25 protein-coding genes are annotated in these 25358 nt (G+C 70.0%); 18 read left to right on the plus strand and 7 right to left on the minus strand.

Annotated features, from left to right (window positions below; all coding sequences use genetic code 11):
* Nucleotides 1–20 precede the first annotated feature (20 nt).
* The 7 genes from ABFG95_RS09320 to ABFG95_RS09350 all read left to right on the plus strand — a co-directional run bounded on the left by ABFG95_RS09320 (nucleotide 21) and on the right by ABFG95_RS09350 (nucleotide 9260).
* Entirely contained in the window at nucleotides 21–578 is a 558-nt protein-coding gene (locus ABFG95_RS09320) for a formate dehydrogenase subunit gamma (protein WP_348995784.1), read from the plus strand.
* Entirely contained in the window at nucleotides 575–2146 is a 1572-nt protein-coding gene (locus tag ABFG95_RS09325; RefSeq protein WP_343719781.1) for an NADH-quinone oxidoreductase subunit NuoF, read from the plus strand. Before ABFG95_RS09320 ends, ABFG95_RS09325 begins: the two co-directional genes overlap by 4 nt.
* Nucleotides 2147–2159: 13 nt before the next feature.
* Nucleotides 2160–5036, plus strand: a complete 2877-nt coding sequence (gene fdhF / locus ABFG95_RS09330) for a formate dehydrogenase subunit alpha (RefSeq protein WP_348995785.1) — start codon at nucleotides 2160–2162, stop codon at nucleotides 5034–5036.
* A 24-nt stretch (nucleotides 5037–5060) separates the two neighbouring features.
* Nucleotides 5061–5897, plus strand: coding sequence for a formate dehydrogenase accessory sulfurtransferase FdhD (gene fdhD, locus ABFG95_RS09335; RefSeq protein ID WP_278992819.1), 837 nt, complete (start codon nucleotides 5061–5063; stop codon nucleotides 5895–5897).
* Nucleotides 5898–5902: 5 nt separating this feature from the next.
* The gene (locus tag ABFG95_RS09340; protein ID WP_006390923.1) at nucleotides 5903–6160 is read left to right on the plus strand and encodes a formate dehydrogenase subunit delta; all 258 of its coding nucleotides are present in this window, start codon (nucleotides 5903–5905) and stop codon (nucleotides 6158–6160) included.
* A gap of 146 nt (nucleotides 6161–6306) precedes the next feature.
* A complete protein-coding gene (locus tag ABFG95_RS09345; protein ID WP_238907932.1) occupies nucleotides 6307–7974 on the plus strand; it encodes an OFA family MFS transporter in 1668 nt (555 codons plus the stop codon).
* 155 nt (nucleotides 7975–8129) lie between these two features.
* The gene (locus ABFG95_RS09350; RefSeq protein WP_278992820.1) at nucleotides 8130–9260 is read left to right on the plus strand and encodes a class I SAM-dependent methyltransferase; all 1131 of its coding nucleotides are present in this window, start codon (nucleotides 8130–8132) and stop codon (nucleotides 9258–9260) included.
* Between the two features lie 57 nt (nucleotides 9261–9317).
* Here ABFG95_RS09350 and ABFG95_RS09355 read toward each other — a convergent pair whose 3' ends face one another.
* The 3 genes from ABFG95_RS09355 to ABFG95_RS09365 are packed head-to-tail and all read right to left on the minus strand — an operon-like array spanning nucleotide 9318 to nucleotide 11139.
* Complete coding sequence (locus tag ABFG95_RS09355; RefSeq protein ID WP_278992821.1) at nucleotides 9318–10007, minus strand: DUF1345 domain-containing protein; 690 nt, start codon at nucleotides 10005–10007, stop codon at nucleotides 9318–9320.
* Between the two features lie 32 nt (nucleotides 10008–10039).
* The gene (locus tag ABFG95_RS09360) at nucleotides 10040–10564 is read right to left on the minus strand and encodes a chromate transporter (RefSeq protein ID WP_175147260.1); all 525 of its coding nucleotides are present in this window, start codon (nucleotides 10562–10564) and stop codon (nucleotides 10040–10042) included.
* Nucleotides 10561–11139, minus strand: coding sequence for a chromate transporter (locus tag ABFG95_RS09365; protein WP_054417100.1), 579 nt, complete (start codon nucleotides 11137–11139; stop codon nucleotides 10561–10563). The genes ABFG95_RS09360 and ABFG95_RS09365 overlap by 4 nt, the downstream gene beginning before the upstream one ends.
* Nucleotides 11140–11267: 128 nt before the next feature.
* Between ABFG95_RS09365 and ABFG95_RS09370 the strand changes: the two genes are divergently transcribed.
* The 4 genes from ABFG95_RS09370 to ABFG95_RS09385 all read left to right on the plus strand — a co-directional run bounded on the left by ABFG95_RS09370 (nucleotide 11268) and on the right by ABFG95_RS09385 (nucleotide 14035).
* Nucleotides 11268–12194 carry a LysR family transcriptional regulator gene (locus ABFG95_RS09370; protein ID WP_059272416.1) on the plus strand — a complete coding sequence of 309 codons (927 nt, stop codon included), beginning with the start codon at nucleotides 11268–11270 and terminating at the stop codon, nucleotides 12192–12194.
* A gap of 38 nt (nucleotides 12195–12232) precedes the next feature.
* Nucleotides 12233–13036, plus strand: coding sequence for a glutamate racemase (murI, locus tag ABFG95_RS09375; protein WP_059272417.1), 804 nt, complete (start codon nucleotides 12233–12235; stop codon nucleotides 13034–13036).
* Between the two features lie 134 nt (nucleotides 13037–13170).
* A complete protein-coding gene (locus ABFG95_RS09380; protein WP_063568619.1) occupies nucleotides 13171–13596 on the plus strand; it encodes a universal stress protein in 426 nt (141 codons plus the stop codon).
* 10 nt (nucleotides 13597–13606) lie between these two features.
* A complete protein-coding gene (locus ABFG95_RS09385; RefSeq protein ID WP_049075675.1) occupies nucleotides 13607–14035 on the plus strand; it encodes a universal stress protein in 429 nt (142 codons plus the stop codon).
* 90 nt (nucleotides 14036–14125) lie between these two features.
* Here the strand turns inward: ABFG95_RS09385 and ABFG95_RS09390 are convergent, their stop codons facing one another.
* The 3 genes from ABFG95_RS09390 to ABFG95_RS09400 are packed head-to-tail and all read right to left on the minus strand — an operon-like array spanning nucleotide 14126 to nucleotide 16514.
* On the minus strand, nucleotides 14126–15508 hold the full coding sequence (locus ABFG95_RS09390; protein WP_054417096.1) for a sensor histidine kinase: 1383 nt from the start codon (nucleotides 15506–15508) through the stop codon (nucleotides 14126–14128).
* Nucleotides 15505–16167: a response regulator transcription factor gene (locus tag ABFG95_RS09395; RefSeq protein WP_278992822.1), complete on the minus strand. Its 663-nt coding sequence runs from the start codon at nucleotides 16165–16167 to the stop codon at nucleotides 15505–15507. The genes ABFG95_RS09390 and ABFG95_RS09395 overlap by 4 nt, the downstream gene beginning before the upstream one ends.
* On the minus strand, nucleotides 16167–16514 hold the full coding sequence (locus tag ABFG95_RS09400) for a PepSY domain-containing protein (RefSeq protein ID WP_100503429.1): 348 nt from the start codon (nucleotides 16512–16514) through the stop codon (nucleotides 16167–16169). The genes ABFG95_RS09395 and ABFG95_RS09400 overlap by 1 nt, the downstream gene beginning before the upstream one ends.
* Nucleotides 16515–16711: 197 nt before the next feature.
* On the opposite strand from ABFG95_RS09400, the gene ABFG95_RS09405 reads away from it, so the two are divergent.
* From ABFG95_RS09405 to ABFG95_RS09435, 7 genes are all read left to right on the plus strand, one after another.
* On the plus strand, nucleotides 16712–17041 hold the full coding sequence (locus tag ABFG95_RS09405; protein ID WP_278992823.1) for a PepSY domain-containing protein: 330 nt from the start codon (nucleotides 16712–16714) through the stop codon (nucleotides 17039–17041).
* A gap of 10 nt (nucleotides 17042–17051) precedes the next feature.
* Nucleotides 17052–18377 carry a ferric reductase-like transmembrane domain-containing protein gene (locus ABFG95_RS09410; protein WP_049075681.1) on the plus strand — a complete coding sequence of 442 codons (1326 nt, stop codon included), beginning with the start codon at nucleotides 17052–17054 and terminating at the stop codon, nucleotides 18375–18377.
* A 117-nt stretch (nucleotides 18378–18494) separates the two neighbouring features.
* Nucleotides 18495–19820: a sorbosone dehydrogenase family protein gene (locus ABFG95_RS09415; protein ID WP_068953552.1), complete on the plus strand. Its 1326-nt coding sequence runs from the start codon at nucleotides 18495–18497 to the stop codon at nucleotides 19818–19820.
* A 208-nt stretch (nucleotides 19821–20028) separates the two neighbouring features.
* Nucleotides 20029–20481 carry an azurin gene (gene azu, locus ABFG95_RS09420; RefSeq protein WP_175204659.1) on the plus strand — a complete coding sequence of 151 codons (453 nt, stop codon included), beginning with the start codon at nucleotides 20029–20031 and terminating at the stop codon, nucleotides 20479–20481.
* A gap of 87 nt (nucleotides 20482–20568) precedes the next feature.
* Nucleotides 20569–21273: an SDR family oxidoreductase gene (locus tag ABFG95_RS09425; RefSeq protein ID WP_049075685.1), complete on the plus strand. Its 705-nt coding sequence runs from the start codon at nucleotides 20569–20571 to the stop codon at nucleotides 21271–21273.
* Nucleotides 21274–21425: 152 nt separating this feature from the next.
* Nucleotides 21426–22988: a DUF1800 domain-containing protein gene (locus ABFG95_RS09430; RefSeq protein WP_278992825.1), complete on the plus strand. Its 1563-nt coding sequence runs from the start codon at nucleotides 21426–21428 to the stop codon at nucleotides 22986–22988.
* Nucleotides 22985–24385 (plus strand): DUF1501 domain-containing protein, encoded by a 1401-nt coding sequence (locus ABFG95_RS09435; protein ID WP_278992826.1) that lies wholly within the window; start codon nucleotides 22985–22987, stop codon nucleotides 24383–24385. The genes ABFG95_RS09430 and ABFG95_RS09435 overlap by 4 nt, the downstream gene beginning before the upstream one ends.
* On the opposite strand, the gene ABFG95_RS09440 is transcribed toward ABFG95_RS09435, so the two are convergent.
* Nucleotides 24342–25310: a tripartite tricarboxylate transporter substrate binding protein gene (locus ABFG95_RS09440; protein WP_278992827.1), complete on the minus strand. Its 969-nt coding sequence runs from the start codon at nucleotides 25308–25310 to the stop codon at nucleotides 24342–24344. The two genes, ABFG95_RS09435 and ABFG95_RS09440, sit on opposite strands and share 44 nt — an antisense overlap.
* Nucleotides 25311–25358: the final 48 nt, after the last annotated feature.

Below are 25358 nucleotides of genomic sequence, written 5' to 3' on the forward strand. Positions count from 1 at the left end.
CACTCCTGGAGGAGACCGCCATGCGCCAGCGCGAGGCAAAATCCGATCTGGCTTCCACCGGCGGCGCCCGTGGCGGCGCCATGGCCCTGGACGCCGCCCAGGCCTCCGCCGGCCCCGCGGTGGCGGCCACCGCCCGCATCCTGGCCCGCCTGAAAGACCAGCCCGGCCCCTTGCTGCCGGTGCTGCACGCGGTCCAGCACGAACTGGGCTGTATCCCGGCCGAGGCGGTGCAGACCATCGCCGAGGCCCTGAACCTGTCCCGCGCCGAAGTCCATGGCGTCATCACCTTCTATCCCCACTTCCGCAGCGAACCCGCCGGGCGCCACACGCTGGAAGTGTGCCGCGCCGAGTCCTGCCAGGCGATGGGCGGCGAACGGCTGGCCGCCCATGCGCGCCAGGCGCTGGGCTGTGATTTCCATGCCAGCACGCGCGACGGCGACTTCACGCTGGAACCGGTGTACTGCCTGGGCCTGTGCGCCCAGTCGCCGGCGGTGATGCTGGACGGCCAGCCGCACGCCCGCGTCACGCCGGCCAAGCTCGACCGCCTGCTGCATCGCGCGCGGGAGGCCGGCCAATGAGCGCCCCCACCCTGATCTACGTGCCGCGCGACGCCGCGGCGCTGGCCATGGACGCCGACGCCGTGGCCGCCGCCATCGAACTGGCCGCCGACGAACGCGGCCTGGCCGTGCAGGTGGTGCGCAATGGTTCGCGCGGCCTGCTGTGGCTGGAGCCGCTGGTGGAGATAGGCACGCCCGCGGGCCGCGTGGCCTACGGGCCGGTGCAGCCCGAGGACGTGCCGGCGCTGTTCGACGCCGGCTGGCTGACGGGCGGCGCGCATCCGCTGGGGCTGGGCCTGACCGAGGAAATTCCGTATCTCAAGCAGCAGGAACGCCTGACCTTCGCCCGCGTCGGCGTGATCGATCCGTTGTCCCTGCAGGATTACGCCGCCCACGGCGGCCTGCAGGGCCTGAAGCGCGCGCTGGCCATGGAGCCGGCCGCCATCGTCGACGAGATGGTCACCTCCGGCCTGCGCGGACGCGGCGGCGCGGCCTTTCCCACCGGCATCAAGTGGAAAACGGTGCTGGGCTCGCCGGCCGACCGCAAGTACATCGTCTGCAACGCCGACGAGGGCGATTCGGGCACCTTCGCCGACCGCCTGCTGATGGAAGGCGACCCCTACGTGCTGATCGAGGGCATGACCATCGCCGGCCTGGCGGTGGGCGCGACCTACGGCTACATCTACGTGCGTTCCGAATACCCGCACGCCATCGCCACGCTGGAGGCCGCCATCGAACGGGCGCGCAGCGTCGGCTGGCTGGGCGACGACGTGCACGGCAGCGGCCGCCGCTTCGACCTGGAAGTGCGCAAGGGCGCCGGCGCCTATATCTGCGGCGAGGAGACCTCGCTGCTGGAAAGCATAGAGGGCAAGCGCGGCGTGGTGCGCGCCAAGCCGCCGCTGCCAGCGATCTCGGGCCTGTTCGGCAAGCCCACGGTCATCAACAATGTGATCTCGCTGGCCACGGTGCCGATCATCCTGGCCAAGGGCGCGGCCTATTACCGCGACTACGGCGTGGGCCGCTCGCACGGCACCCTGCCCTTCCAGCTGGCCGGCAACCTCAAGCAGGGCGGGCTGGTGGAAAAGGCCTTCGGCCTGAGCCTGCGAGACCTGCTGTATACCTTCGGCGGCGGCAGCGCCTCGGGCCGGCCGCTGCGCGCGGTGCAGGTCGGCGGCCCGCTCGGCGCCTACCTGCCCGAATCGCAGTGGGACGTGCCGCTGGACTACGAAGCCTATGTCCAGATCTCGGCCATGATCGGCCACGGCGGCCTGGTGGCATTCGACGACACGGTCGACATGATGCGCATGGCGCGCTATGCCATGGAGTTCTGCGCCATCGAATCCTGTGGCAAGTGCACGCCCTGTCGCATCGGTTCCACCCGTGGAGTGGAGACCCTGGACAAGATCGCCGCCGGCGGTCCGGGGCGCGAACAGCAGGTGCACCTGCTGCGCGACCTGTGCGACACCATGCTGGGCGGATCGCTGTGCGCGCTGGGGGGCATGGCGCCCTATCCGGTGCTGTCCGCGCTGAACCACTTCCCGCAGGACTTCGGCATCGAGTCCTCGCAGTCCGCCGCCCATCCCGCCTGAAGCCGAGACCGCCATGCTAGAAACCGTCATCAAGCGCGACCGCGACCTGGGCACCCCGGCGCGGGTGTCCGAAAAAACCGTCACCCTGACCATCGACGGCCAGGAAATCACCGTGGCCGAAGGCACCTCGCTGATGCGCGCGGCCGCCGAGGCCGGCATCAACATCCCCAAGCTGTGCGCCACCGACAGCCTGGAGCCGTTCGGCTCGTGCCGCCTGTGCCTGGTGCAGATCGAGGGCCGCCGCGGCTATCCCGCCTCGTGCACCACGCCGGCCGAGAACGGCATGGTGGTGTTCACCGAAACGCCCAAGCTGCACGACCTGCGGCGCGGGGTGATGGAGCTGTACATCTCCGACCACCCGCTGGACTGCCTGACCTGTCCGGCCAATGGCGACTGCGAACTGCAGGACATGGCCGGCGTGGTGGGCCTGCGCAACGTGCGCTACGGCTACGACGGCGCCAACCACTTGAAGAGCGAGAAGGACGAGTCCAATCCGTACTTCACCTACGACGCCTCCAAGTGCATCGTCTGCAACCGCTGCGTGCGCGCCTGCGAGGAAACCCAGGGCACCTTCGCGCTGACGATCTCGGGCAAGGGCTTCGAATCGCGCGTGTCGCCGGGGCAGGACCAGCCGTTCCTGGAGAGCGAATGCGTGTCCTGCGGCGCCTGCGTGCAGGCCTGTCCAACCTCGACCCTGCAGGAAAAGACCGTCATCATGATGGGCCAGGCCGAGCATTCGGTGGTCACCACCTGCGCCTATTGCGGCGTGGGCTGCGGCTTCAAGGCCGAGATGAAGGGCCAGGAAGTGGTGCGCATGGTGCCGTGGAAGGACGGCCAGGCCAACCGCGGCCATTCCTGCGTCAAGGGCCGCTTCGCCTGGGGCTACGCCACCCACAAGGAACGCGTGCTCAAGCCGATGATCCGCAAGCGCATCACCGACTCCTGGCGCGAAGTGTCGTGGGAAGAGGCGATCGACTACGCGGCTTCCGAATTCCGCCGCATCCAGGGCCAGTACGGCCGCGACGCGGTCGGCGGCATCACCTCGTCGCGCTGCACCAACGAGGAAACCTGGCTGGTGCAGAAGCTGGTGCGCGCCGCGTTCGGCACCAACAACGTCGACACCTGCGCCCGCGTGTGCCATTCGCCCACGGGCTATGGCCTGAAGCAGACGCTGGGCGAATCCGCCGGCACCCAGACCTTCGACTCGGTGATGCACACCGACGTGGTCATCGTCATGGGCGCCAACCCGTCCAGCGGCCACCCGGTGTTCGCCTCGCGCCTGAAGCGCCGCCTGCGCCAGGGCGCGCGCCTGATCGTGATCGACCCGCGCCGCATCGAGCTGGTGAGTTCGCCGCACATCAAGGCCGACTTCCACCTGCAGGTGCGGCCCGGCACCAACACCGCGCTGCTGTCATCGATGGCGCACGTGATCGCCACCGAAGGGTTGATCGACGAAGCCTACGTGGCCGAGCGCTGCGAGGCCAAGGCGTTCCAGGAATGGCGCGACTTCGTCTCGCTGCCCGAGAATTCGCCCGAGGCCATGGCCGAGATCACCGGCGTGCCGGCGCAGGCCGTGCGCGGCGCGGCGCGCCTGTTCGCCACCGGCGGCAACGGCTCGATCTACTACGGCCTGGGCGTGACCGAGCACAGCCAGGGCTCGACCACCGTCATGGCCATCGCCAACCTGGCCATGGCCACCGGCAACGTCGGCCGCGAAGGCGTGGGCGTGAACCCGCTGCGCGGCCAGAACAACGTGCAGGGCTCCTGCGACATGGGATCGTTCCCGCACGAGCTGCCGGGCTACCGCCACATTTCCGACAACGTGGCGCGGGCGCAGTTCGAGCAGGACTGGGGCGTGACACTGCAACCCGAGCCGGGCCTGCGCATTCCCAATATGTTCGAGGCCGCGCTGGGCGGCACCTTCAAGGGCCTGTACTGCCAGGGCGAGGACATCGTGCAGTCCGATCCCAACACGCAGCACGTGGCGGCGTCGCTGGCGGCGATGGAATGCATCGTGGTGCAGGACCTGTTCCTGAACGAGACCGCCAAGTACGCGCACGTGTTCCTGCCGGGTTCGTCGTTCCTGGAAAAGGACGGCACCTTCACCAACGCCGAGCGCCGCATCTCGCGCGTGCGCAAGGTGATGGAGCCGAAAAACGGCAAGGCCGACTGGGAAGTGACCGTGGCGCTGTCGAACGCGCTGGGCTATCCCATGAACTACCGCCACCCGCGCGAGATCATGGAAGAGATCGCGCGCCTGACGCCGACCTTCAGCGGCGTCAGCTACGAGAAGCTGGACAAGCTGGGCAGCCTTCAATGGCCGTGCAACGACGACGCGCCCGAGGGCACGCCGATCATGCACATCGACAGCTTCGTGCGCGGCAAGGGCAAGTTCATGATCACCAAGTACGTGCCGACCGACGAGCGCAGCACGCGCCGCTTCCCGCTGCTGTTGACCACCGGCCGCATCCTGTCGCAATACAACGTGGGCGCGCAGACCCGCCGCACACCCAACGTCATGTGGCACAGCGAGGACGTGCTGGAGATCCATCCGCAGGATGCCGAGGACCGTGGCGTCGCCGAAGGCGACTGGGTCGGCATCCAGAGCCGCTCGGGCGAGACCGTGCTGCGCGCGACCCTGACCGACCGGGTGCAGCCGGGCGTGGTATACACCACCTTCCACTTCCCCGAGTCCGGCGCCAACGTCGTCACCACCGACAGTTCCGACTGGGCCACCAACTGCCCCGAGTACAAGGTCACGGCCGTACAGGTCACGCGCGTGTCCCAGCCGTCGGAATGGCAGCGGCAATGGTCGCGCTTCGCGGACATCCAGCAGAAGCTGCTGCGTGAACGCTCGCGCGAGAACGAGGCTACGCTGACGGGGAAATAACCCCGACAGTTGGCCGGAGCCCTCATGGACCATCGCCCTTCCTCCTCCGCAGACCGCCACGATTGCGTGGCGGCCCAGGTGACCCGCGTGCGGGCCGGCGCCATCGCGCCCGGCACCGAAGGCGACAACCTGGCCGAGGAAACGCCGGTGGCGCTGGAGTTCAACGGCATCAGCCACGCCACCATGCTGGCCACGCCCGCCGACCTGGAGGACTTCGCCGTCGGTTTTTCGCTGTCGGAGGGCATTATCGACAGCGTGACCGACGTGCGCGGCATCGACCTGCTGCCGCAATGCGACGGCGTCGTGGTGCAGATCGAGATATCCAGCGCCTGCGAGGCGCGGCTGAAATCGCGCCGCCGCGCCATGGCCGGGCGCACCGGCTGCGGGCTGTGCGGCGTCGAGACGTTGCCCGAGGTGCTGCGGCCGGTGGCGCCGGTGCCGGCCGGCGCGCCGCTGCCGGTGGGCGCGGTGCTGCGGGCGATGCGCGACATGCGCGCGCGCCAGGCGCTGCATGACCTGACCGGCGCCACCCACGCCGCCGGCTGGGCCGACGCCAGCGGCGCCGTGGCGCTGGTGCGCGAGGACGTGGGCCGCCACAACGCGCTCGACAAACTGGTCGGCGCGCTGGCGCGCCAGGCCCTGCCCGCCGCGCGCGGCGTGGTGCTGGTGTCCAGCCGCGCCAGCTTCGAGATGGTGCAGAAGACCGCCGCCGCCGGCGTCGGCATCCTGGCGGCGGTGTCTGCCCCCACCGCGTTGGCCGTGCGCCTGGCCGACAGCGCCGGCATCGCGCTGTTGGGCTTTCTGCGCAACGACGACGCGACCCTCTATTCCCACCCCGAACGCATCACTTCGCAGACCTGACACGCATGGAAATCGGCAACCTGATCCGCATGGCCAACCGCATCGGCCAATTCTTCGAAGCCATGCCGCTGCGCCCGGAAGCGGTGGAAGGCGTGGCCAACCATATCCACAAATTCTGGGAGCCCCGCATGCGCAACGAACTGCTGGACTTCCTGGCGCGGCAGCCAGACGGCGATGCCGGAGAACAGCAATTGCATCCGCTGGTGCTGGAGGCGGTGACGCAGAACCGCGAACGCTTGACACCGCTGGCGCGCGTGCCCTGACCGATTGACGCGTCCACACCGATCCGCGTGCCCATGACGGCGCGCGGGCGCAGCAAGCTTTACCGCAGCAAAGGGTTCAACAAGAGACGGCGGGACTGGATTTCTCCAGCCAACGCCGCTATAAAGCCGCACCCCGAGGAGACCTCATGGAAAGCACTGCAACGCTAGACCTGCCCGGCGCCAAGCCGGGCTTCCTGGACAAGGAACGCACCATCGCCGGACCGGGTTTTTCCCGCTGGCTGGTGCCCCCGGCCGCCCTGGCCATCCACCTGTGCATCGGCATGGCCTATGGCTTTTCGGTGTTCTGGCTGCCGCTGTCCAAAGCGGTCGGCGGCGCCCAGCCGCTGGCCTGCCCGGCCGACATGAGCCTGGTGGCCGAGCTGTTCACCACCCGTTGCGACTGGCGCATCTCCACCATGGGGTGGATGTACACGCTGTTCTTCGTGCTGCTGGGCTGCTCGGCGGCGCTGTGGGGCGGCTGGCTGGAGCGCGCCGGTCCGCGCAAGGCGGGCGTGGTGTCGGCGCTGTGCTGGTGCGGCGGCCTGGTGATCTCGGCGGCCGGCGTCTACCTGCACCAGATGTGGATGCTGTGGCTCGGCTCGGGCGTGATCGGCGGCATCGGCCTGGGGCTGGGCTACATCTCGCCGGTCAGCACGCTGATCAAGTGGTTCCCGGACCGCCGCGGCATGGCGACCGGCATGGCCATCATGGGCTTTGGCGGCGGCGCCATGATCGGCGCGCCGCTGGCCGACCTGCTGATGCGCCACTTCGCCACGCCGACCTCGCCGGGCGTGTGGCAGACCTTCCTGACCATGGCGCTGGTGTACTTCATCTTCATGATGTCGGGCGCGCTCGGCTACCGCGTGCCGCCCACCGGCTGGAAGCCGGCGGGCTGGACCGCACCCGCCAGGCACGCCAACAACGCCATGATCACCCAGGGCCACGTGCACGTGAAGCGGGTCTGGGGCGTGCCGCAGTTCTGGCTGGTGTGGCTGGTGCTGTGCCTGAACGTGACCGCCGGCATCGGCATCCTGGGCATGGCCTCGCCGCTGCTGCAGGAAGTGTTCGGCGGCGGCCTGATCAACAAGCCGGAACTGGGCTACGGCCAGCTCGACAAGACCCAGCTGGCGGCCATCGCCGCCATCGCCGCGGGCTTCACCGGGCTGCTGAGTCTGTTCAACATCGGCGGCCGCTTCTTCTGGGCCAGCCTGTCGGACAAGCTCGGCCGCAAGATGACCTACCTGATCTTCTTCGTGCTGGGCTTCGCGCTGTACGCGGCGATTCCCTGGACCGCGCACATGGGCGCGCTGGCGCTGTTCGTGGCGGCCTTCTGCGTCATCCTGTCGATGTATGGCGGCGGCTTCGCCACCGTGCCGGCCTACCTGGCGGACCTGTTCGGCACGCAGATGGTGGGCGCCATCCACGGCCGCCTGCTGACGGCGTGGTCGGCCGCGGGCATCTTCGGGCCGGTGCTGGTGAACTACATCCGCGAATACCAGCTGTCCATCGGCGTGCCGCGGGCGCAGGTGTATGACATCACCATGTACATCCTGGCCGGCATGCTGGTGCTGGGCTTCCTGTGCAACCTGGCGATCCGCCCGGTGAACCCCAAGTACTTCATGAGCGACGAGGAACTGGCGCGCGAAAAGGCCCTGGCGCATGAGCGCGCGGCGGCGGCCGAGACCCACGGCGTGGGCGCCTCGACCTTCCGCACGCCGGCGGCGCTGGTGCTGTTCGCCTGGGCCTGCGTCGGCGTCCCGCTGGCCTGGGGCATCTGGATCACGCTGCAGAAGGCCGTGGTGCTGTTCCACTGATACGGCCCCGACGGGCGGCGCCAGGCGCCGTCCGCCGCCCCCGAAGGCGCGAAGCTGCTACATTGGCAGCCCGCGCCTTGTTTTCTTTTCCCCCCTGGATTTCCCCGTTTCATGACCGTCCTGCCCCTGAAGCCCGCCTTGTCCGGAGCGTCCCGTTGACCCTGCCTGAACTGCATTGGACCGAGGGCGAAGCCCCGGACCAGACCCACCACACCGCCCGCTGGCGCTCGGAATCCGGCGCCACGCCGCCCAAGCGCGTGGTGCTGGCCGACGACCGCACCACGGCGGACATGGCCTATCGCCTGGCGTGCGAAGGCGTGGGCCTGCTGTGGCGCGGCGACTTCCAGAATGCGCGCCAGTTGTTGCAGGCGATCACGCGCCGCGTGGACAAACGCCCGCGCAAGCCGGTCGAAACCATGCTGGAGGCCTTCAACCAGCATCGCCAGATCCAGTCGCAGCGCGCCCGCATCCTCGGCATGCTGCTGATTCCGTTCGACGCCGGCCACGGCATTTCGCTGCGCCGCGCGCCGGACGCGCGGCAGGCCTGCGAGGCAGCCCACGGCCCCGCCGACGAACCCTACGTGGCGTCGCTGCGCGAACTGCTGGGCCTGATCGGCGCCTTCGAATGGCGCAAAAAGGGCGTGGAGATTCCCGCGCTGGACAACCGCATCCACCCGCACTACGGCGTGTTTTCGCCGCTGCGGGGCGAGTACATCGACCTGGTGGCGCGCACCCCGATGCCGCGCGGCAGCGTGGCCTTCGATATCGGCACCGGCACCGGCGTGCTGGCGGCGGTGCTGGCGCGCCGCGGCGGCAAGCGCGTCATCGCCACCGACATGGACCCGCGGGCGCTGGCCTGCGCCCGTGAAAACCTGGAGCGGCTGGGCCTGGCCAAACAGGTCGAGGTGGTCCAGGCCGACCTGTTCCCCGAAGGCCGGGTCTCGCTGGCCGTGTGCAACCCGCCGTGGCTGCCGGCCCGCCCCAGCTCGCCGGTCGAGCACGCGGTCTACGACCCCGACAGCCGCATGCTGCGCGGCTTCCTCAACGGGCTGACGGCGCACCTGACGCCCAACGGCGAGGGCTGGCTGATCCTGTCGGACCTGGCCGAACACCTGGGCCTGCGCACCCGCGAGCAATTGCTGGAGATGATCGAGCAGGCCGGCCTGCGCGTGGTGGAGCGCATCGACACCCGGCCCACGCACGGCCGCGCCAAGGATCCCGACGATCCCTTGTACGCGGCGCGCTCGAAGGAAGTCACGTCGCTGTGGCGGCTGGCGGCGGCCTGAGCGCGCGCCGCCCGTCGTTCGGGACATGCAGAAGCCCGGCCCCCCGGCCGGGCTTTTTCATGCCCGCCCCGCCGCGACGTTGACGCTGATGGCGATGATGAAGACGTTGAAGAAAAACGCGATGACGCTGTGCACCAGCGCCGTGCGCCGCATCCGCCGGCTGACGATCTGCACGTCGGAAACCTGGAAGGTCATGCCCAGCACCAGGGCGAAATAGGCGAAGTCCCAGTAGTCGGGATCTTCCTTGCCCGGGAAGTTCAGGCCCTTGTGCATGGCATTGCGATGACTGTAGTAGCCATGCGCGTAATGCAGCGCGAAGATCATGTTCATGTAGAGCCACGACAGCACGATGCTGATGGCGGCCGCCACCAGATCGGCCACGCCCTCGGCGCCGCCGGCCGCGCGCATTTCGGTCCACAACGCCGCCATCACCAGACACGACAGCGCCACGCTGCTCCAGAGCACCGCGCCGCGGCCGACGTCGACCTGCTGCGCCCGCACCCGCATCATGGCCGGGGTGGCCTTGCCGAAGGCGGCGGCGGTCAGCAGCAGGAACACCAGCGCCGCCACGTCGAAAGCCAGCAGCCCCGCGCGGCTGGGCGTCAGGCCGACCCGCCACAGCGCGCCCGCCAGGGCGGCAAACAGCAGGCCGCACAGCACCAGCCGCCGGTGCGCATGGAAGAAGGGCAGCGGCTCGACCTCGGTCGAGGGCGATTCGATCTGCGGATCCTTGGCCGGCGGCGACATGGCGGACTCCCAGTGTGGCAGGAGCCTAAACGCTAACCCATAGCGAGCAATCCGACCAGCGCCCCGCCGAACAGCAGCCACAGCGGATGGATGCGGGTAAAGCTGCCCAGCAGCGCGGCCACGGCGGTGATCGCGCCGAGCAGCCAGGTATGGGCCGAGGCCTCGGTGATGAGCGCGGCGCTGGCGGCCACCAGCCCGACCGTCATGGGGAAGATGCCGGCCTGGATCACGCCGCGCCAGGGGCGGTCCTTGAAACGTTCCCACAAGCCGAGCGCGAGAATGGTGATAAGGGACGAGGGTCCGAACTTGGCCAGGGTGGTGACCAGCATGCCGGCCCAGCCCGCCACGTGCCAGCCCACCAGCGTCACGACCATCAGGTTGGGGCCGGGCGCCGCCTGGCCCAACGCGAACAGCGCGGAGAAGTCGGCGGCCGTCATCCAGCCGTGCACTTCCACGACCTGGCGCTGCATTTCCGGCAGGATGGTGTTGCCGCCGCCAAAGGCCAGCACCGACAGTTGCGAAAAGATGATGGCCAGGGCGATCAGGGTCTGCATCATCGACGTTGCCTCCAGACCAGCAGGATGCTCAACGGTGTCAGCACCGCCATGGTCGGCAGCAGCGGAATGCGCAGCACCGCGATGGCGATGAAACAGGCGGTGGCCACCACGCCGGCCAGCCAGTCGCGGCGCTTGAGCACCGGCAGGCCGATCTTGACCGCCATCGAGATCAGCAAGCCCGCCGCGGCGGCGGCCAGGCCGGCGAACAGGTGCTGGATGTGCGGGTCGTTCTGGAAGCGGTCGTAGACCATGCCCAGCAGCACCACGATGGCCGAGGGCGCGAGGATCAGGCCCATCAGCGCCGCGAAGGCGCCGCGCGGGCCGCGAAACTTCATGCCCAGCGCCACCGACAGGTTGATGATGTTGCCGCCCGGCAGGAACTGGCACAGGCCCAGCAGGTCGGTGAATTCGGCGCCGGACAGCCAGCGGTGCTTTTCGACCACCATGCGGCGCGCCAATGGCAGCGCGCCGCCGAAGGCGGTCAGGCCGAGCATGAGGAATCCGTGGAACAGTTGCCCGCAGGTGGGCGGCGGCCGCGTGGCGGCGTCGGGGGAATCAGGTGCTGCTGCGTTCATTGTCGTGTGGGCGCGGTGGCCGCCAGGCGCCGGCGCCAGCGCCGGGTGTGAAGAGATAGCTCGCAGCCTACTCCCGGGCCTGGATAATGTCTAATATATGACCTGTTAAACATTCATATCCATTACATATGGCTTCCGTCGACCTGCGGCTGTTGCGCTATTTCCTGGCAGTGGCCGAGGAATCCCACCTGACCAAGGCCGCCGCCCGGCTGGGCATCCGCCAGCCCCCACTCAGCCAGCAGATCCGCGCGCTGGAACAGGAACTGGGCGTCACGCTGTTCCACCGCCTGCCGCGCGGCATGGAGCTGACCGAAAGCGGCCGCGCCCTGCTGGCCGACGCGCGCAGCATCCTGGCGCTGGTCGACCAGGCGGTCGATGGCGTGCGGCGCGTATCCCTGGGCGAGGCGGGCCGGCTGACCGTCGGCTTCACCGGCTCGGCCGCGTTCCACCCCTTCGTGCCGTCCGTGATCCGGCGGTTTCGCGAAAGCGCGCCGCAGGTGCGGCTGGTGCTGGAGGAAAGCAGCACCGGCGAACTGATGGAGGACGTGCGCGACGGCCGCGTCGATGTCGCCTTCATCCGCGGCGCCCACGGCGTCGACCGGGGCGTGGCGGTCGAGACGGTGCTGGAGGAAAGCATGCTGGCCGCCTTTCCGGCCGACCATCCCATGGTCAAGGGACGCGCGCGCAAGCGCATCGCGCTGTCGGAGCTGGCCGAGGAATCGCTGATCCTCTACCGCCGCCACAGCGGCCCGGGGCTGTACGACGCCATCATCTCGGCCTGCCGCGCCGCCGGCTTCAGCCCGCGCGTGGCGCAGGAGGCGCCGCGCATGCTGTCGACCCTGAGCCTGGTGGCGGCCGGGCTGGGCGTGTCGCTGGTGCCGGCCTCGCTGCGCCGGGTCAACATCGAGGGCGTGGTGTACGTCAACGTCAGCGGTCCGGCCGAAATGCGCGCCCCGCTCACGCTGATCTGGCGCGACGCGCCGCTGACCGGCGCCATCCGCCGCCTGATCGAGGAAGTGCGGGCGCACCGCGAAGCCGAGGTCCCGCCGCGATAGCGCTACACTGGCCTCCCCCCAGTCCCAGCCGCATCCACATGCCCGCCCCCCCTCCCATCGGCGTATACGACTCCGGCGTCGGCGGATTGAGCGTGCTGCGCGCCATCCGCGAGGCCCTGCCGCGCGAGCACCTGCTGTACGTGGCGGATTCCGCCCACGTGCCCTACGGCGAGAAGACGCAGGAATACGTCCAGCAAAGGGCCCTGGCCATCGCCGACTACCTGGTGTCGCGCCAGGCCAAGGCGATGGTGGTGGCCTGCAACACCGCCACCGCCGCCGCCATCGCCACGTTGCGCGCCCGCCATCCGGACCTGGTCATCATCGGCGTGGAGCCGGCCATCAAGCCGGCCGCGCACCTGACGCGCAGCGGCGTGGTGGGTGTCTTCGCCACCACCGGCACGCTGGCCAGTCCCAAATTCGCCGCCCTGGTGCAGCGCGAGGCGCCCGAGATCCGCATCCTGTTCCGCCCCTGCCCCGAATGGGTGCTGCAGGTGGAACGCGGCGAGATCCAGGGCGAAGCCGCCGCCCGGGTCGTGGCCGCGCCGGTGCGCGAACTGCTGGCCCAGGGCGCCGATGCGCTGGTGCTGGGCTGCACCCATTTCCCGTTCCTGCATGACGCGATCCAGGCCGCGGCGGGCCCCGCGGTGCCCTTGCTGGAGACCGGCGGGCCGGTGGCGCGGCGCCTGCGGCACCAGTTGCAGGAACGCGGACTGCTGGCGGCCGCCGGCCCCGGCGCGCTGGAACTGGCGACCACGGGCGAGGCCGCCGCGCTGGGCCGCCTGGCCACGCAATTGCTCGGCCAGCCGGCGACCGCGGCGCGGGTGCCCCCGGGCTGGTGCTGACGGCGCGTTCGCGTTTCCTTTGATTGCGCGCATCCCGCCGCCGCCCGCGCGGCGGAATAATTGCGTAAAGTGGAGTTGTCGCGGCGCCGCCATAAAGTGGCCGCCGCGGGCTCGCGGACAACAAGGAGACGTCGATGAAACGCATTCTGATCCCGGTGGACGGCTCGCGGCATGCCGTCCACGCCGTGCGCGCTATGCTCGATGCGCGCGCCTATGACCCCGTCGAACGCGTGGAGCTGCTGACCGTGCAGGTTCCACTACAGGCCGGCAAGATGGGCCGCGGCCTGTCGCAAGCCGATATCGACGCCTACCACCAGGAGGAAGGCGAAGCGGCGCTGCGCGACGCCAGCGCGCTGCTGGCCGAGGCCGGCGTGGCGTTCGGCGAGCGCATCGAGATCGGCGCGGCGGCCGAGACCATCGCCCGCGTCGCCGCCGAGATCGACGCCGACGAGATCTACATGGGCACGCGCGGCCTGGGCTCGGTGGCCGCGCTGTTCATGGGCTCGGTCGCCACCAAGGTCCTGCACCTGACGGAATTGCCCGTCACCCTGGTCAAGTAAAGGAGCCGCCATGCTGAACATCCTCGTCCCGGTCGACGGTTCCGACAATGCCAACCGCGCCGTGCTGCACGCGCGCCAGCTGGCCCAGGGCGCGGCCGACGCGCGCATCCACCTGCTCAACATCCAGACGCCGCCGCAGGGCCGCGCCGGCCTGTCGCGGCTGGTCACGCAGGAAATGATCGACGAATACTACGTGCGCGAGGGCCAGGAAGCCGCCGATGAGGCGCGCAAGCTGCTCGATGTCACCGGCACCGACTACACCAGCCACGTCGAATTCGGCCGGCCGGCCGTCGAGATCCACGCGTATGCGCAGGAACACCGCTGCACGCGCATCGTCATGGGCACGCGCGGCCATGGCGCGCTGGCCGGCATGCTGATCGGCTCGGTCGCCAACCAGGTGGTGCAACTGGCCGAGGTGCCGGTGACGCTGGTGCGCTGAGCGCCAACGACGGCGACAGGCGTCGGGCCACAGGCGACAATGCCGGCCGGCCAGCTGCGCCGGCCGCCCGGCCCGGCGCCGGCGGTTCAGCTAGGCGCCGGTCGGCAGCGCCGGCAGGATCAGCGTCACGCGCAACCCGCCCAGCGGCGATTGTCCGGCGCTGACCTCGCCGCCGTAGGTGCCAGCCAGATCGCGCACGATATCCAGCCCCAGGCCCGAACCCGGGCGCTGCTCGTCCATGCGCACGCCGCGCTCGAAGATGCGTTCGCGCTCGTCCTCGGAAATGCCCGGGCCGTCGTCGTCGATCACGATGCGCAGGCGGTCGGGCGCGTCTGCCTGGGCGCCGATCCGCACGCGCCGCGCGGCCCATTTACAGGCGTTGTCGAGCAGGTTGCCAACCATCTCCTGCAGGTCCTGCTCCTCGCCACGGAACTCAAGCCGGTCGGAGAATTCGTCCATCTCCAGCGCCAGCCCGCGCGCCGCGTACAGGCGCTGCATGACGCGCAACAGCGCCTGCAGCGGCGCCCGCAGCGGCGTGCGTCCGCCCGCCGTGCCGGAAGCGGCCGCGGCCCGCGCGCGCGCCAGATGGTGGTCGATCTGGCGCTGCGCCATGGCGACCTGTTCCCGCACCAGCCGGGCGAACGCGCCCTCTTCGCGCGCCGCCGCGTTGCCCAGGATGGTCAGCGGCGTCTTGACCGCGTGCGCCAGGTTGCCGGCCTGGGTGCGCGCCCGTTGCACGATATCGGCGTTGACCGCCAGGACGCGGTTGAAATCGTCGACCAGCGGCTGGATCTCGCTGGGAAAACGGCCCTCGATCCGCACGCTGTTGCGGCCCTGCTGCGCGGCGAGCTGGCGCCGCAGCCGTCCCAGCGGCCGCAGCCCCACCGCCACCTGCACCACCGCCGCCACCACCATTCCGGCCGCGAGCGCGCCGAGCGACCACAGCAGCATGTGGTCGAAGCGTTCGATCGGTTCGGCCAGCACCGCGCGGTCGGCGGCCACCACCAGGCGCAGCGAACCGGCGTCGCTGTCCTCGGGCTTGAGCAGGCGCGTCAGCGCGCTCAGGCGGTGATTCTCGGGCCCGGCGATGTCGTAAAGACCGTCGGCGTCGTCTACCGCGGGCAGCGTCAACACCTGGTCCCACAGCGAGCGCGAGCGCGCCACGCCGGCGGCCACCACGCGGCCGCTGTCATCGAGGCGGTCGATCTGCCAATACAGGCCCGACAGCGGCTGCTCCAGGCGCGGGTCGCTCAGCGGCGAGGCCACCGTCGGGCGGCCGTCCGGCGCCACGCTGACCGCCGCCGTCAGCTGGTTCATGTGCAGCGCCAGTTCGGTCCGCAGTTGTTCGGTGATGTGCTGGCGGAACAGGTTGCCCAGCCCCCATCCGGCCAGCACGACGATCGCCGCGATCCAGGCGAGCGTGCCGGCCAGCATGCGCCAGCGCAGCGACCCCGGCGCGCGCGGCGACGTCATGAGGGACAGGCGAGCCGGTAGCCGAGCCCGCGCACGGTCTCGATGGTGTCGGCCGGCAGCTTCTTGCGCAGGCGGCCGATGAACACGTCGATGGTGTTGGAATCGCGATCGTGATCCTGCGCGTAGATGTGTTCGATCAGTTCGCCGCGCGAGACCACCTCGCCGGCGCGCTGCATCAGCACCGCCAGCACCTTGAATTCATGGCTGGTGAGGTTCAGCGGCAGGCCATCGACCGTGGCGCGGGCCAGCCGCGTGTCGAGCATCAGCGGGCCGCAGCGCCATTGCGCGCTGGCGTGGTGGCTGTGGCGGCGCAACAGCGCCCGCACGCGCGCCAGCAGTTCTTCCATGTGGAAAGGCTTGGTCAGGTAGTCGTCGGCGCCGGCGTCGATGCCGGCGACCTTTTCGTGCCAGTTGGAACGCGCCGTCAGGATCAGCACCGGCATGCCGCGCCCGGCCGCGCGCCACTGCTTGAGCACCGTCAGGCCGTCCATCACCGGCAGCCCCAGGTCCAGCACCACCACGTCGTAGGTCTCGACCTCGCCCATGTAGTGGGCGGAGCCGCCGTCGGCCGCCGTGTCGACGGTGTAGCCGCCGTGGCGCAGCGCCTCGGCCAGTTGCGACGCCAGGGTCGGTTCGTCTTCGACGACAAGTATGCGCATCAGTGTCGGTTCCGGAATTGGATGTCGCGCCCCTTCATGCCCAGCACGGCGCCGTCGCGCGCATCGATCTTCAGCTTGACCAGATTGCCGCCGGGCTGCAGCAGGCGGATCTCGTACAGGAAGAGGCCGTCATCCTCTTCGAATTCCACCTTGACCACCTGGCCGGGATAGTCGCGTTCGACGATATCGAGCACGGACCGCAACGGCAGCACCTTGCCGGCCTGCAAGGCCTGGCGCGCCTGTTCGTGGTCGCTTTCGTCGGCGCGGCCGGCGCCGGGCCCGACGGCCAGCGCCAGGGCCAGCGCAAGGCCGGTCAGCCAGATTCCGATACGAAGGCGTGCGGTCATGGGGATTCCGTCGGGCGGTCGCGTCCAGGGTAACCCGGCGCGCGGGGGAAAAACAGGGGAATGCAAGCGTCTCATTTATAGCGTGTCGAACATGAACGGCGGGTGAATGACGGCTTCAGAACGGGTTCATGCGCCCCCCCGAATAATGACGTCATGGCCGATCCACGGCCCCACTTCGACCCTCAGGAGAAAACCGCATGAACCCGATCCGCAAAACCCTGACCGCCCTGGCCATCGGCGCCGCCACCCTCACCGGCGCCGCCGCGCTGGCGCAGACCGCGCCGCAACCTGCCCCGGCCGCGCCGGCGCCCGCCGCGACCGCCCAGGCCGCGCCCGCCGCGCAGATCCTGACCGTGCGCCAGATCTACGACGTGCTGACCGCCGCCGGCTATCGCAACATCACCGAGATCGAACTGGAGCATCACCGCGGCTACGACGTCAAGGCCGACAACCCGCAAGGCCAGCGCGTGAAGCTGCGCGTCGATGCGCAGACCGGCGCGGTGCTGCGCAGCCGCATCAAGGACTGAGGCAAATGCCATGAAAACCCGTACCGCCCTGGGACTGTTCCTGCTCGCGCTGACCGGCGCCTGGGCCGTCGACGCCCTCCTGCTGCAACCGGCGGCCTCGGCCGCCTGGCCCTGGGTGCTGCGCCAGCAGGCGCTGTACCTGACAGGTGTCTGGTCCATCGGCCTGATGTCGCTGATCATGCTGCTGGCCTTGCGTCCAGCCTGGCTGGAGGGGCCGCTGGGCGGCATGGACAAAGTCTACCGGCTGCACAAATGGGCCGGCATCCTGGCCATCGGCGCCGGCGCCGCGCATTGGCTGGTCAAGCTGGCCAGCACGCCGCTGAAGGCGCTGGTCGGCGCCGAGGGCCGGCCGGCGCGCGACGCGGTGCTGGCCATGCTGGCGGATTCGCGCGGATTGGCCAAGGACCTGGGCGAATGGACGATCTACGCGCTGCTGGCCATGCTGGTCATCACGCTGTGGCGCCGCTTTCCGTACCATGCCTGGCGCATCATCCACCGCGCCATGCCGCTGGCCTACCTGATACTGGTGTTCCATACCCTGGCGTTGGCGCCGGCCTATTACTGGACCGGGCCGACCGGCGTGCTGCTGCTGCCGTTGATGGCCGGCGGCGCCTGGGCCGCCGTGCTGTCGCTGGCCGGCCGCATCGGCCAGGGCCGGCGCGCCGCCGGCCGCGTGACGGCGCTGGCGCAACGCCCGGGGGGCATTCTCGAAGTCACCTGTGAACTCGATGCGCGCTGGCCCGGCCACGCCGCCGGCCAGTTCGCCTTCGTCACCTTCGACCGGCGCGAGGGCGCGCATCCGTTCACCATCGCCAGCGCGCCGCACCCCGGGCGCCGCGACGTGACGTTCGAGATCAAGGCGCTGGGCGATTACACCAGCCGGCTGGCCGCGACGTTGCGCGAAGGCGCGCCCGTCACGGTGGAAGGCCCTTACGGCCGCTTCGCGCGCCCCGCCGCCGGCCCGCAGGTGTGGGTGGCGGGCGGCATCGGCGTCACGCCCTTCCTGGCTTGGCTGGAGGCGGCCCGCGAGGAGCCTGGCCGCATGCCGCCCGTCTGGCTGCACTACTGCGTGCGCGATGGCCAGGCCGACCCGTTCGTTGAGGTGCTGCGGCAACGCTGCGCCGCGCTGGACAACGTCACGCTCCAGGTGCACAGCGCCGCCGCCGGCCAGCGACTGGATGCCGCCGCGCTGGCGCAGGGCGAAGTGGCCGCCGGCCGTGTCGCCAATGTCTGGTACTGCGGGCCCGCCGGGCTGGCGACCGCGCTGCGCAAGGGCCTGCGCCGGCTGGGACGCGGCGACGTCCGCTGGCACCAGGAAGCGTTCGACATGCGCTGACCCGCCACCACGGCGCCGGCGCCTGCTCCGGGACGGATGCGCGGACGGCGCGGCGCGAAAGTCCGCGCCGCGCCGTCGTATGATGGAAGCCTGCCAATCCGCGCCGGGAGCCGCGCCATGCGAATTCGATATCTGTTGCCGGCGCTCGTCGCGGTCGCCAGCCTGGTGGCCGCCTGCGGCGAAGTCGCGCGCCTGCCGGTCGAGGCCGGCATGGGGCCGCGGCCCGAACTGCCCGCGCCCAATACCACCCTCATTCCCACCGTCAACACGGCCAAGGCGGTAGGCTGGAGCGAGACCGGCCTGCCGACCCCGGCCAGCGGCCTGGCGGTCACCGCCTACGCGCGCGGCCTGGACCACCCGCGCTGGCTGTACGTGCTGCCCAACGGCGACGTGCTGGTGGCCGAGACCAATGCGCCGCCCAAGCCGCCAGAAGCCTCCGGCGGCATCAAGGACTGGGCCGCCGGCATCGTCATGAAGCGCGCCGGCGCGCGCACGCCCAGCGCCAACCGCATCACCCTGCTGCGCGGCCTGACGCCCGATGGCGCGGCGCAGACGCGCAGCGTATTCCTTGAAGGCCTGAATTCGCCCTTCGGCATGGCGCTCGTCGGCGACCAGCTGTATATCGCCAATGCCGATGCGGTGCTGCGGTTTCCGTACCAGACCGGCCAGACCCGCATCGACGCGCCCGGCGTCAAGGTGACCGACCTGCCCTCGGGCCGCAACCATCACTGGACCAAGAACCTGATCGCCAGCGCCGACGGCGCCAAGCTCTATGCGACGGTTGGCTCGAATAGCAACGTGGCGGAGAACGGCATGGCGGAAGAGGAGGGCCGCGCCGCCATCTGGGAAATCGACGTCGCCAGCGGCGCCAAACGGCTCTACGCCAGCGGCCTGCGCAATCCGGTGGGCATGGCCTGGGGGCCGGACGGCACCACGCTGTGGACTGCCGTGAACGAACGCGACGAACTGGGCAGCGACCTGGTGCCCGACTACATGACCTCGGTGCGCGACGGCGGCTTCTATGGCTGGCCGTACAGCTACTTCGGCCAGCACGTCGACACCCGGGTCAAGCCGCCGCGCCCCGACCTGGTGGCGCAGGCGATCGTGCCCGACTACGCGCTGGGGCCGCACACCGCCTCGCTGGGGCTGGCCTGGTCCGGCGGCGCCAGGTTGCCGGCGCCGTTCATCCACGGCATGTTCGTGGGCCAGCACGGCTCGTGGAACCGCGACCCGCGCAGCGGCTACAAAGTCATCTTCGTGCCGTTCACCGGCACGCGCGCGGACGGCCAGGCGCAAGACGTGCTGACGGGATTCCTGGACGACGCGGGCCAGGCGCGCGGCCGGCCCGTGGGCGTGGCGCTGGACCGCCAGGGCGCGCTGCTGGTGGCCGATGATGTCGGCAATGCGATCTGGCGCGTCAGCGCCGCGGACGCCGCCCGCTGAACCGCGGCATCGTGGGAAAACGCGGAAAAACGGCGCAAGCGAGTCCATGCCACGCAATTCGGTAACGCCCGCTTGCGTTGCGTCAAACCCCTTGCGGGCCCGCCCGCGCCACGAGGAGTAGACTGGGGCGAGAATAGCGCAACGGCCGCGCGGCTCGCGTCCCGCGAAGCGCGCGGCTCCACTTCCCTCGATCCCTGGAGGCATGAACATGCTGTTGAAGAATCTCTGCGCCGCGACCATCCTGGCCCTGGCCTCGGCCCCCGTGCTGGCGGCCGAATGCTCGGTCGATATCGCCGGCACCGATCAGATGCAGTTCGACAAGAAGGAAATCACGGTCAGCAAGAGCTGCAAGCAGTTCACCGTGAACCTCAAGCACCCGGGCACGCTGGCCAAGAACGTCATGGGCCACAACTGGGTGCTGACCAAGCAGGCCGACATGCAGGGCGCCGTCAACGACGGCATGGCCGCCGGCCTGGACAACAACTACGTCAAGAAGGACGACGCCCGCGTCATCGCCCACACCAAGGTGATCGGCGGCGGCGAGACCGATTCGGTCACCTTCGACGTCAGCAAGCTGGCCGCCGGCCAGGACTACGCCTACTTCTGCTCGTTCCCCGGCCACTTCGCGCTGATGAAGGGCGTGCTCAAGCTGGTCGACTGATCGCCCCTGCCGGCCTCGCGGGATCTTCGCGGGGCCGCCGCGCCCGCCCCTACAATGGCCGTTTTCCGACACCCTGGGGAACGACGCATGAGCACGGATAAAGTGGCAATCATCACCGCCGGCGGCAGCGGCATGGGCGCGGCGGCGGCGCGCAAACTGGCGGCCGACGGCTACCGCGTGGCGATCCTGTCCTCGTCCGGCAAGGGCGAGGCGCTGGCCGCCGAACTGGGCGGCCTGGGCGTGACCGGTTCGAACCGCTCGCCCGAGGACCTGGCGCGGCTGGTGGACGCGACCCTGCAGAAGTGGGGCCGCGTCGACGCCGTGGTCAACAGCGCCGGCCACGGTCCCAAGGGCCCGCTGCTGGAAATCAGCGACGACGACTGGCACCTGGGCATGGAGTTCTACCTGCTCAACGTGGTGCGCATCGCGCGCCTGGTGGCGCCGGTCATGAAGCAGCAGAAAACCGGCGCCATCGTCAACATCTCGACCTACGCCACCTTCGAGCCGGAGGCGCTGTTCCCCACGTCCGGCGTGTTCCGCGCCGGCCTGGCCGCATTCACCAAGGTGTTCGCGGACGAATACGCCGAACACAACGTGCGCATGAACAATGTGCTGCCCGGCTTCATCGACAGCCTGCCGGAAAAGGAAGACCGGCGCGCGCGCATCCCGATGGGCCGCTACGGCACCGCCGAGGAAGTGGCCGACCTGATCGCCTTCCTGGCCTCCGACGCTTCCTCGTACATCACCGGGCAGAACATCCGCATCGACGGCGGCATCACCCGTTCGGTGTAATCCGCGTGGCCTGACCGGCCCCCGCGCGGGCCGGCGCGCCGCTCGCGCGCGCCTCGTGCAAAAGTATTAGTCTCTCGTCCGAATGGCGGTCTTGAAGCCCCCCTGGCGCTTCGCTACCGTAGGCTTTCGCATTCGACCCCGGGGCTGCCTGCATGTCCGCGTCGCCGTCCGGAGCGGCGCCGCCCGCTTCCGCTGAAACCCGCCCGCCCACGCCCGGCCAGGCCTCGCGCTTTTTGGCGCAGGCCACCTTCGGCCCGACGCCGGCGCTGATCGACGCGGTGGTGCGCGACGGCTACGCCGGATGGCTCGACGCGCAGCTGGCGCTGGCGCCCTCGCAAAGCCATTTCGACTGGCTGCTGCAGCAAGGCAAGGACACCGAGGCCTACAAGGGCAACGGCATCAACGCGCCGCTGGAATCGACGCTGTGGCGCAAGTTCATCAGCGCGGAAGATCAAGTGCGCACCCGGGTGGCGTTCGCGCTGTCGGAGATCTTCGTGGTCGGGGTGGCGTCGATCACCGCCAACTGGCCGCTGTTCGGCGCCGCCGGCTTCATGGACCTGCTGGCCGAGCATGCCTTGGGCAACTACCGGGACCTGCTCACCGCCGTCACCCGCAACCTGTCGATGGGCTGCATGCTGACCTATCGCGGCAACCGCAAGGAAGATCCGCGCACCGGCCGCCATCCCGACGAGAACTATGCGCGCGAGGTGATGCAGCTGTTCAGCATCGGCCTGATCGAACTGAACCGCGACGGCACGCCGCGGCTGGTGAACGGCGCCCCCGTGGAGACCTACGACAATGCCGACGTGCAAGGCCTGGCCAAGGTCTTCACCGGCTGGGACCTGGACGGGCCGGAGACCGACGTGCAGTTCCACCGCCGGCCGATGGCGCTCAATCCGGCGCTGCATTCGCTAGCGGAAAAGCGCTTCCTGGGCGCGGTGATTCCGCCCGGCACCGACGGCCATCTGTCGCTCAAGCGCGCGATGGAAGTGATCAGCGCGCATCCCAACGTAGGGCCGTTCATCGGCACGCAGCTGATCCAGCGGCTGGTCACCAGCAATCCGAGTCCGGCCTATGTCGGGCGCGTGGCGGCCGTGTTCGACGACGACGGCCACGGCGCGCGCGGCAACCTCAAGGCGGTGGTGCGCGCCATCCTGCTGGACGACGAGGCCCGCCATCCCGATCTTTCGTCGCCCGACTGGGGCAAGGTGCGCGAGCCCATCCTGCGCTTTTCCGGCTGGGCGCGGGCGTTCGGCGCCACCTCCACCAACGGCGCCTGGGCCATGCCCGACACCACCGACAACACCATCCGGCTGGCGCAGAGCCCGATGCGCTCGGCCAGCGTGTTCAACTTCTTCCGGCCGCGCTATACGCCGCCCGTCACCGAACTGGCGCGGCGCGGCCTGGTGGCGCCGGAACTGCAGATCACCGATGAAACCAGCATCGCCGGCTACCTGAACTTCGTGGCCATCTACGTCGATCGCGGCTGGGAAGACCTGCAGACGCCGTACACCGCCGAGATCGCGCTGGCCGCCGACGCCGACGCGCTGGTGGCGCGCATCGTGCTGCTGCTGGCGGGCGACGCCTTCAGCGAGGCCACGGCGCAGGCCATCGCGCAGGCGGTCGACACCTTGCCGCGCGAACGGCCGCGCGACCGCGTGCGCGCCGCCATCACGCTGGTGGCGGCCAGCCCCGAATACCTGGTGCAGAAATGAAAGCCGATCGCCGCGATTTCCTGCTGCGCGCCTGCGCCCTGGGCGCCACGCACGCGGCGGCGCCGCTGGCACTGAACCTGGTGGCGCTGGGCGCGGCGGCGGCGCAATCCGCGCCGCCCGGCGACTACAAGGCGCTGGTGTGCGTGTTCCTGTACGGCGGCAACGATCCGTTCAACACGTTGGTGCCGTTCGACCCGGGCGCTTATCGCGCCTACGCCGCGGCGCGCACCGACATCGCCTTGCCGCGCGAGGCGCTGCAGGCCACGGCGCTGCGCGGCGCAACGCCCGCCACCGGCGGCGCGCAGTTCGCGCTGGCCCCATCGCTGGCGCCGCTGGCGCCGCTGTTCGAGCGCGGCGAGATGGCGGCGGTGCTGAACGTCGGCCCGCTGGTGGTGCCCACCAGCAAGGCGGACTATATCGGCGCGCGCGTGCCGCTACCGCCCAAGCTGTTCTCGCACAATGACCAGCAGTCGTACTGGCAGGCGCTGGCGCCGGAAGGCGCTTCCTCCGGCTGGGCCGGGCGGCTGACGGACCTGTACGCCGACATCAACGCGCAGCGCAGCTTCACCGGCATCACCGCCGGCGGCAGCACCGTGCTGCTGGCGGGCCGCCACGTCGCGGGTTACCGGGTCGGCGTGAACGGCTCGACCCGCATCGAACTGCTGACGCGCGACATGTATGGCTCCAGCGCCTGCACCGCGCTGTTGCGCCAGCTGATCACGCAACCGCGCGAGCACCTGATGGAACGGGAAATGTCGCGCATCGCGGCGCAGTCGATCGACGCCGACACGCGGCTGCGGACGGCATTGTCTGGCGTGGCCGTGCCGGGCGATTTCGCCTCGCCGCTGGCGCAGCAGTTGAAGATCGTGGCCCGCATCATCGCGGCGCGCCAGACCCTCGGGGCGCGGCGCCAGGTGTTCTTCGTGTCGCAAAACGGCTACGACAACCACACCGGCCTGAACGATACCCACCCCGCCTTGCTCAAGGAGCTGGGCCAGGCGCTGGCCGCCTTCCAGACGGCGCTGGCGGGCCTGGGCGTGGCGCGCCAGGTCACCACCTTCACCGCTTCGGAATTCGGCCGGACGCTGGGATCGAACGGCAACGGCTCGGACCACGGCTGGGGCGCGCATCATTTCGTGCTGGGCGGCGCCGTCAACGGCGGACGCTACCACGGCACCCATCCGGAAATCGCGCCGGACGGACCCGGGTTCGTGGACAACGGCCGGCTGCTGCCGACGCTGGCGGTGGAGCAGCTGGGCGCGGCGCTGGGCGGCTGGTTCGGCGCCAGCCCGGACGACCTGCGGCTGGTGTTTCCGAACCTGCGCCACTTCGACGCCGCGCCCTTGGCGCTATTTACAGCGCCGCGTGAATCGTCGACGCCAGCTTCTTCCACTTGACGGCTTCTTCGCGCACGAACGCCGCCAGCTCGGCCGGTGTGCTGATGCGCACCTCGGCGCCCTGGTCGTCGATCTTGGCGGCCACGGCCGGATCGTTGAGCGCGCCATTGAGCGCGGTGTTCAACTTGGCGACCACCTGCGGATCGGCGTTGGCGGGCGCGAACACGGCGTACCACTGCGCCACGTCCACGCCCGGCACGCCAAGCTCGGCTAGCGTCGGCATGTCGGGCAGCACCTTGGCGCGGCGCGTGCCGGCCACGCCCAGCGCGCGGATCTTGCCCGACTTCAGGTGCGGATAGGCGCTGAACAGGCTGGGAAACATCACCTGGGTAACGCCGGCCAACGTGTCCGTCATGGCGGGGGCCGAGCCCTTGTAGGGAATCTCCAGCATGGCCGCGCCGGTGGCGCGGTTGAACAGCTCGCCCGCCACCGCCGGCGCCGTGCCCGGGCCGGCCGAGGCGTAGCTCAGGCCGTCGGGGTGGGCCTGGCCATACTTGAGCAAGCCCGGCACGTCCTGCACGCCGATGCTGCTGGACACCACCATGAGCGTGGGCGAGTCGGCCACCATGCCGATGGCGGTGAAGTCGCGCACCGGGTCGTAGTTGAGCTTCTGCAGCGCGGGGTTGATGCCGTGCGTGCCGATGTAGCCCAGCATCAGGGTGTAGCCGTCGGCCGGCTGGCGCGCCACGTAATCGGCGGCGATGGCGCCCTGCGCGCCGGGCTTGTTGACCACGATGACGGTCTGGCCCAGCAGTTCGCCCATCTTCTGCCCGATCACGCGGGCCAGGGTGTCATTGCCGCCGCCGGCGGCGGTGGGCACCACCATGGTGATGGCGCGTTCGGGGAATTCGGCGTGAACGGCCGGGCTGGCCAGGGCCAGGCAGAGCGCGGCGGCACCCAGCGTGCCGCGAGTGGGGAAAACCATGTCATGTCTCCTGATGGTTCTGTTGGCGGTCTCTGCGGACCGCTGCGT

Source organism: Achromobacter sp. HNDS-1, from assembly GCF_040084795.1.
Classification (GTDB): domain Bacteria; phylum Pseudomonadota; class Gammaproteobacteria; order Burkholderiales; family Burkholderiaceae_B; genus Achromobacter; species Achromobacter ruhlandii.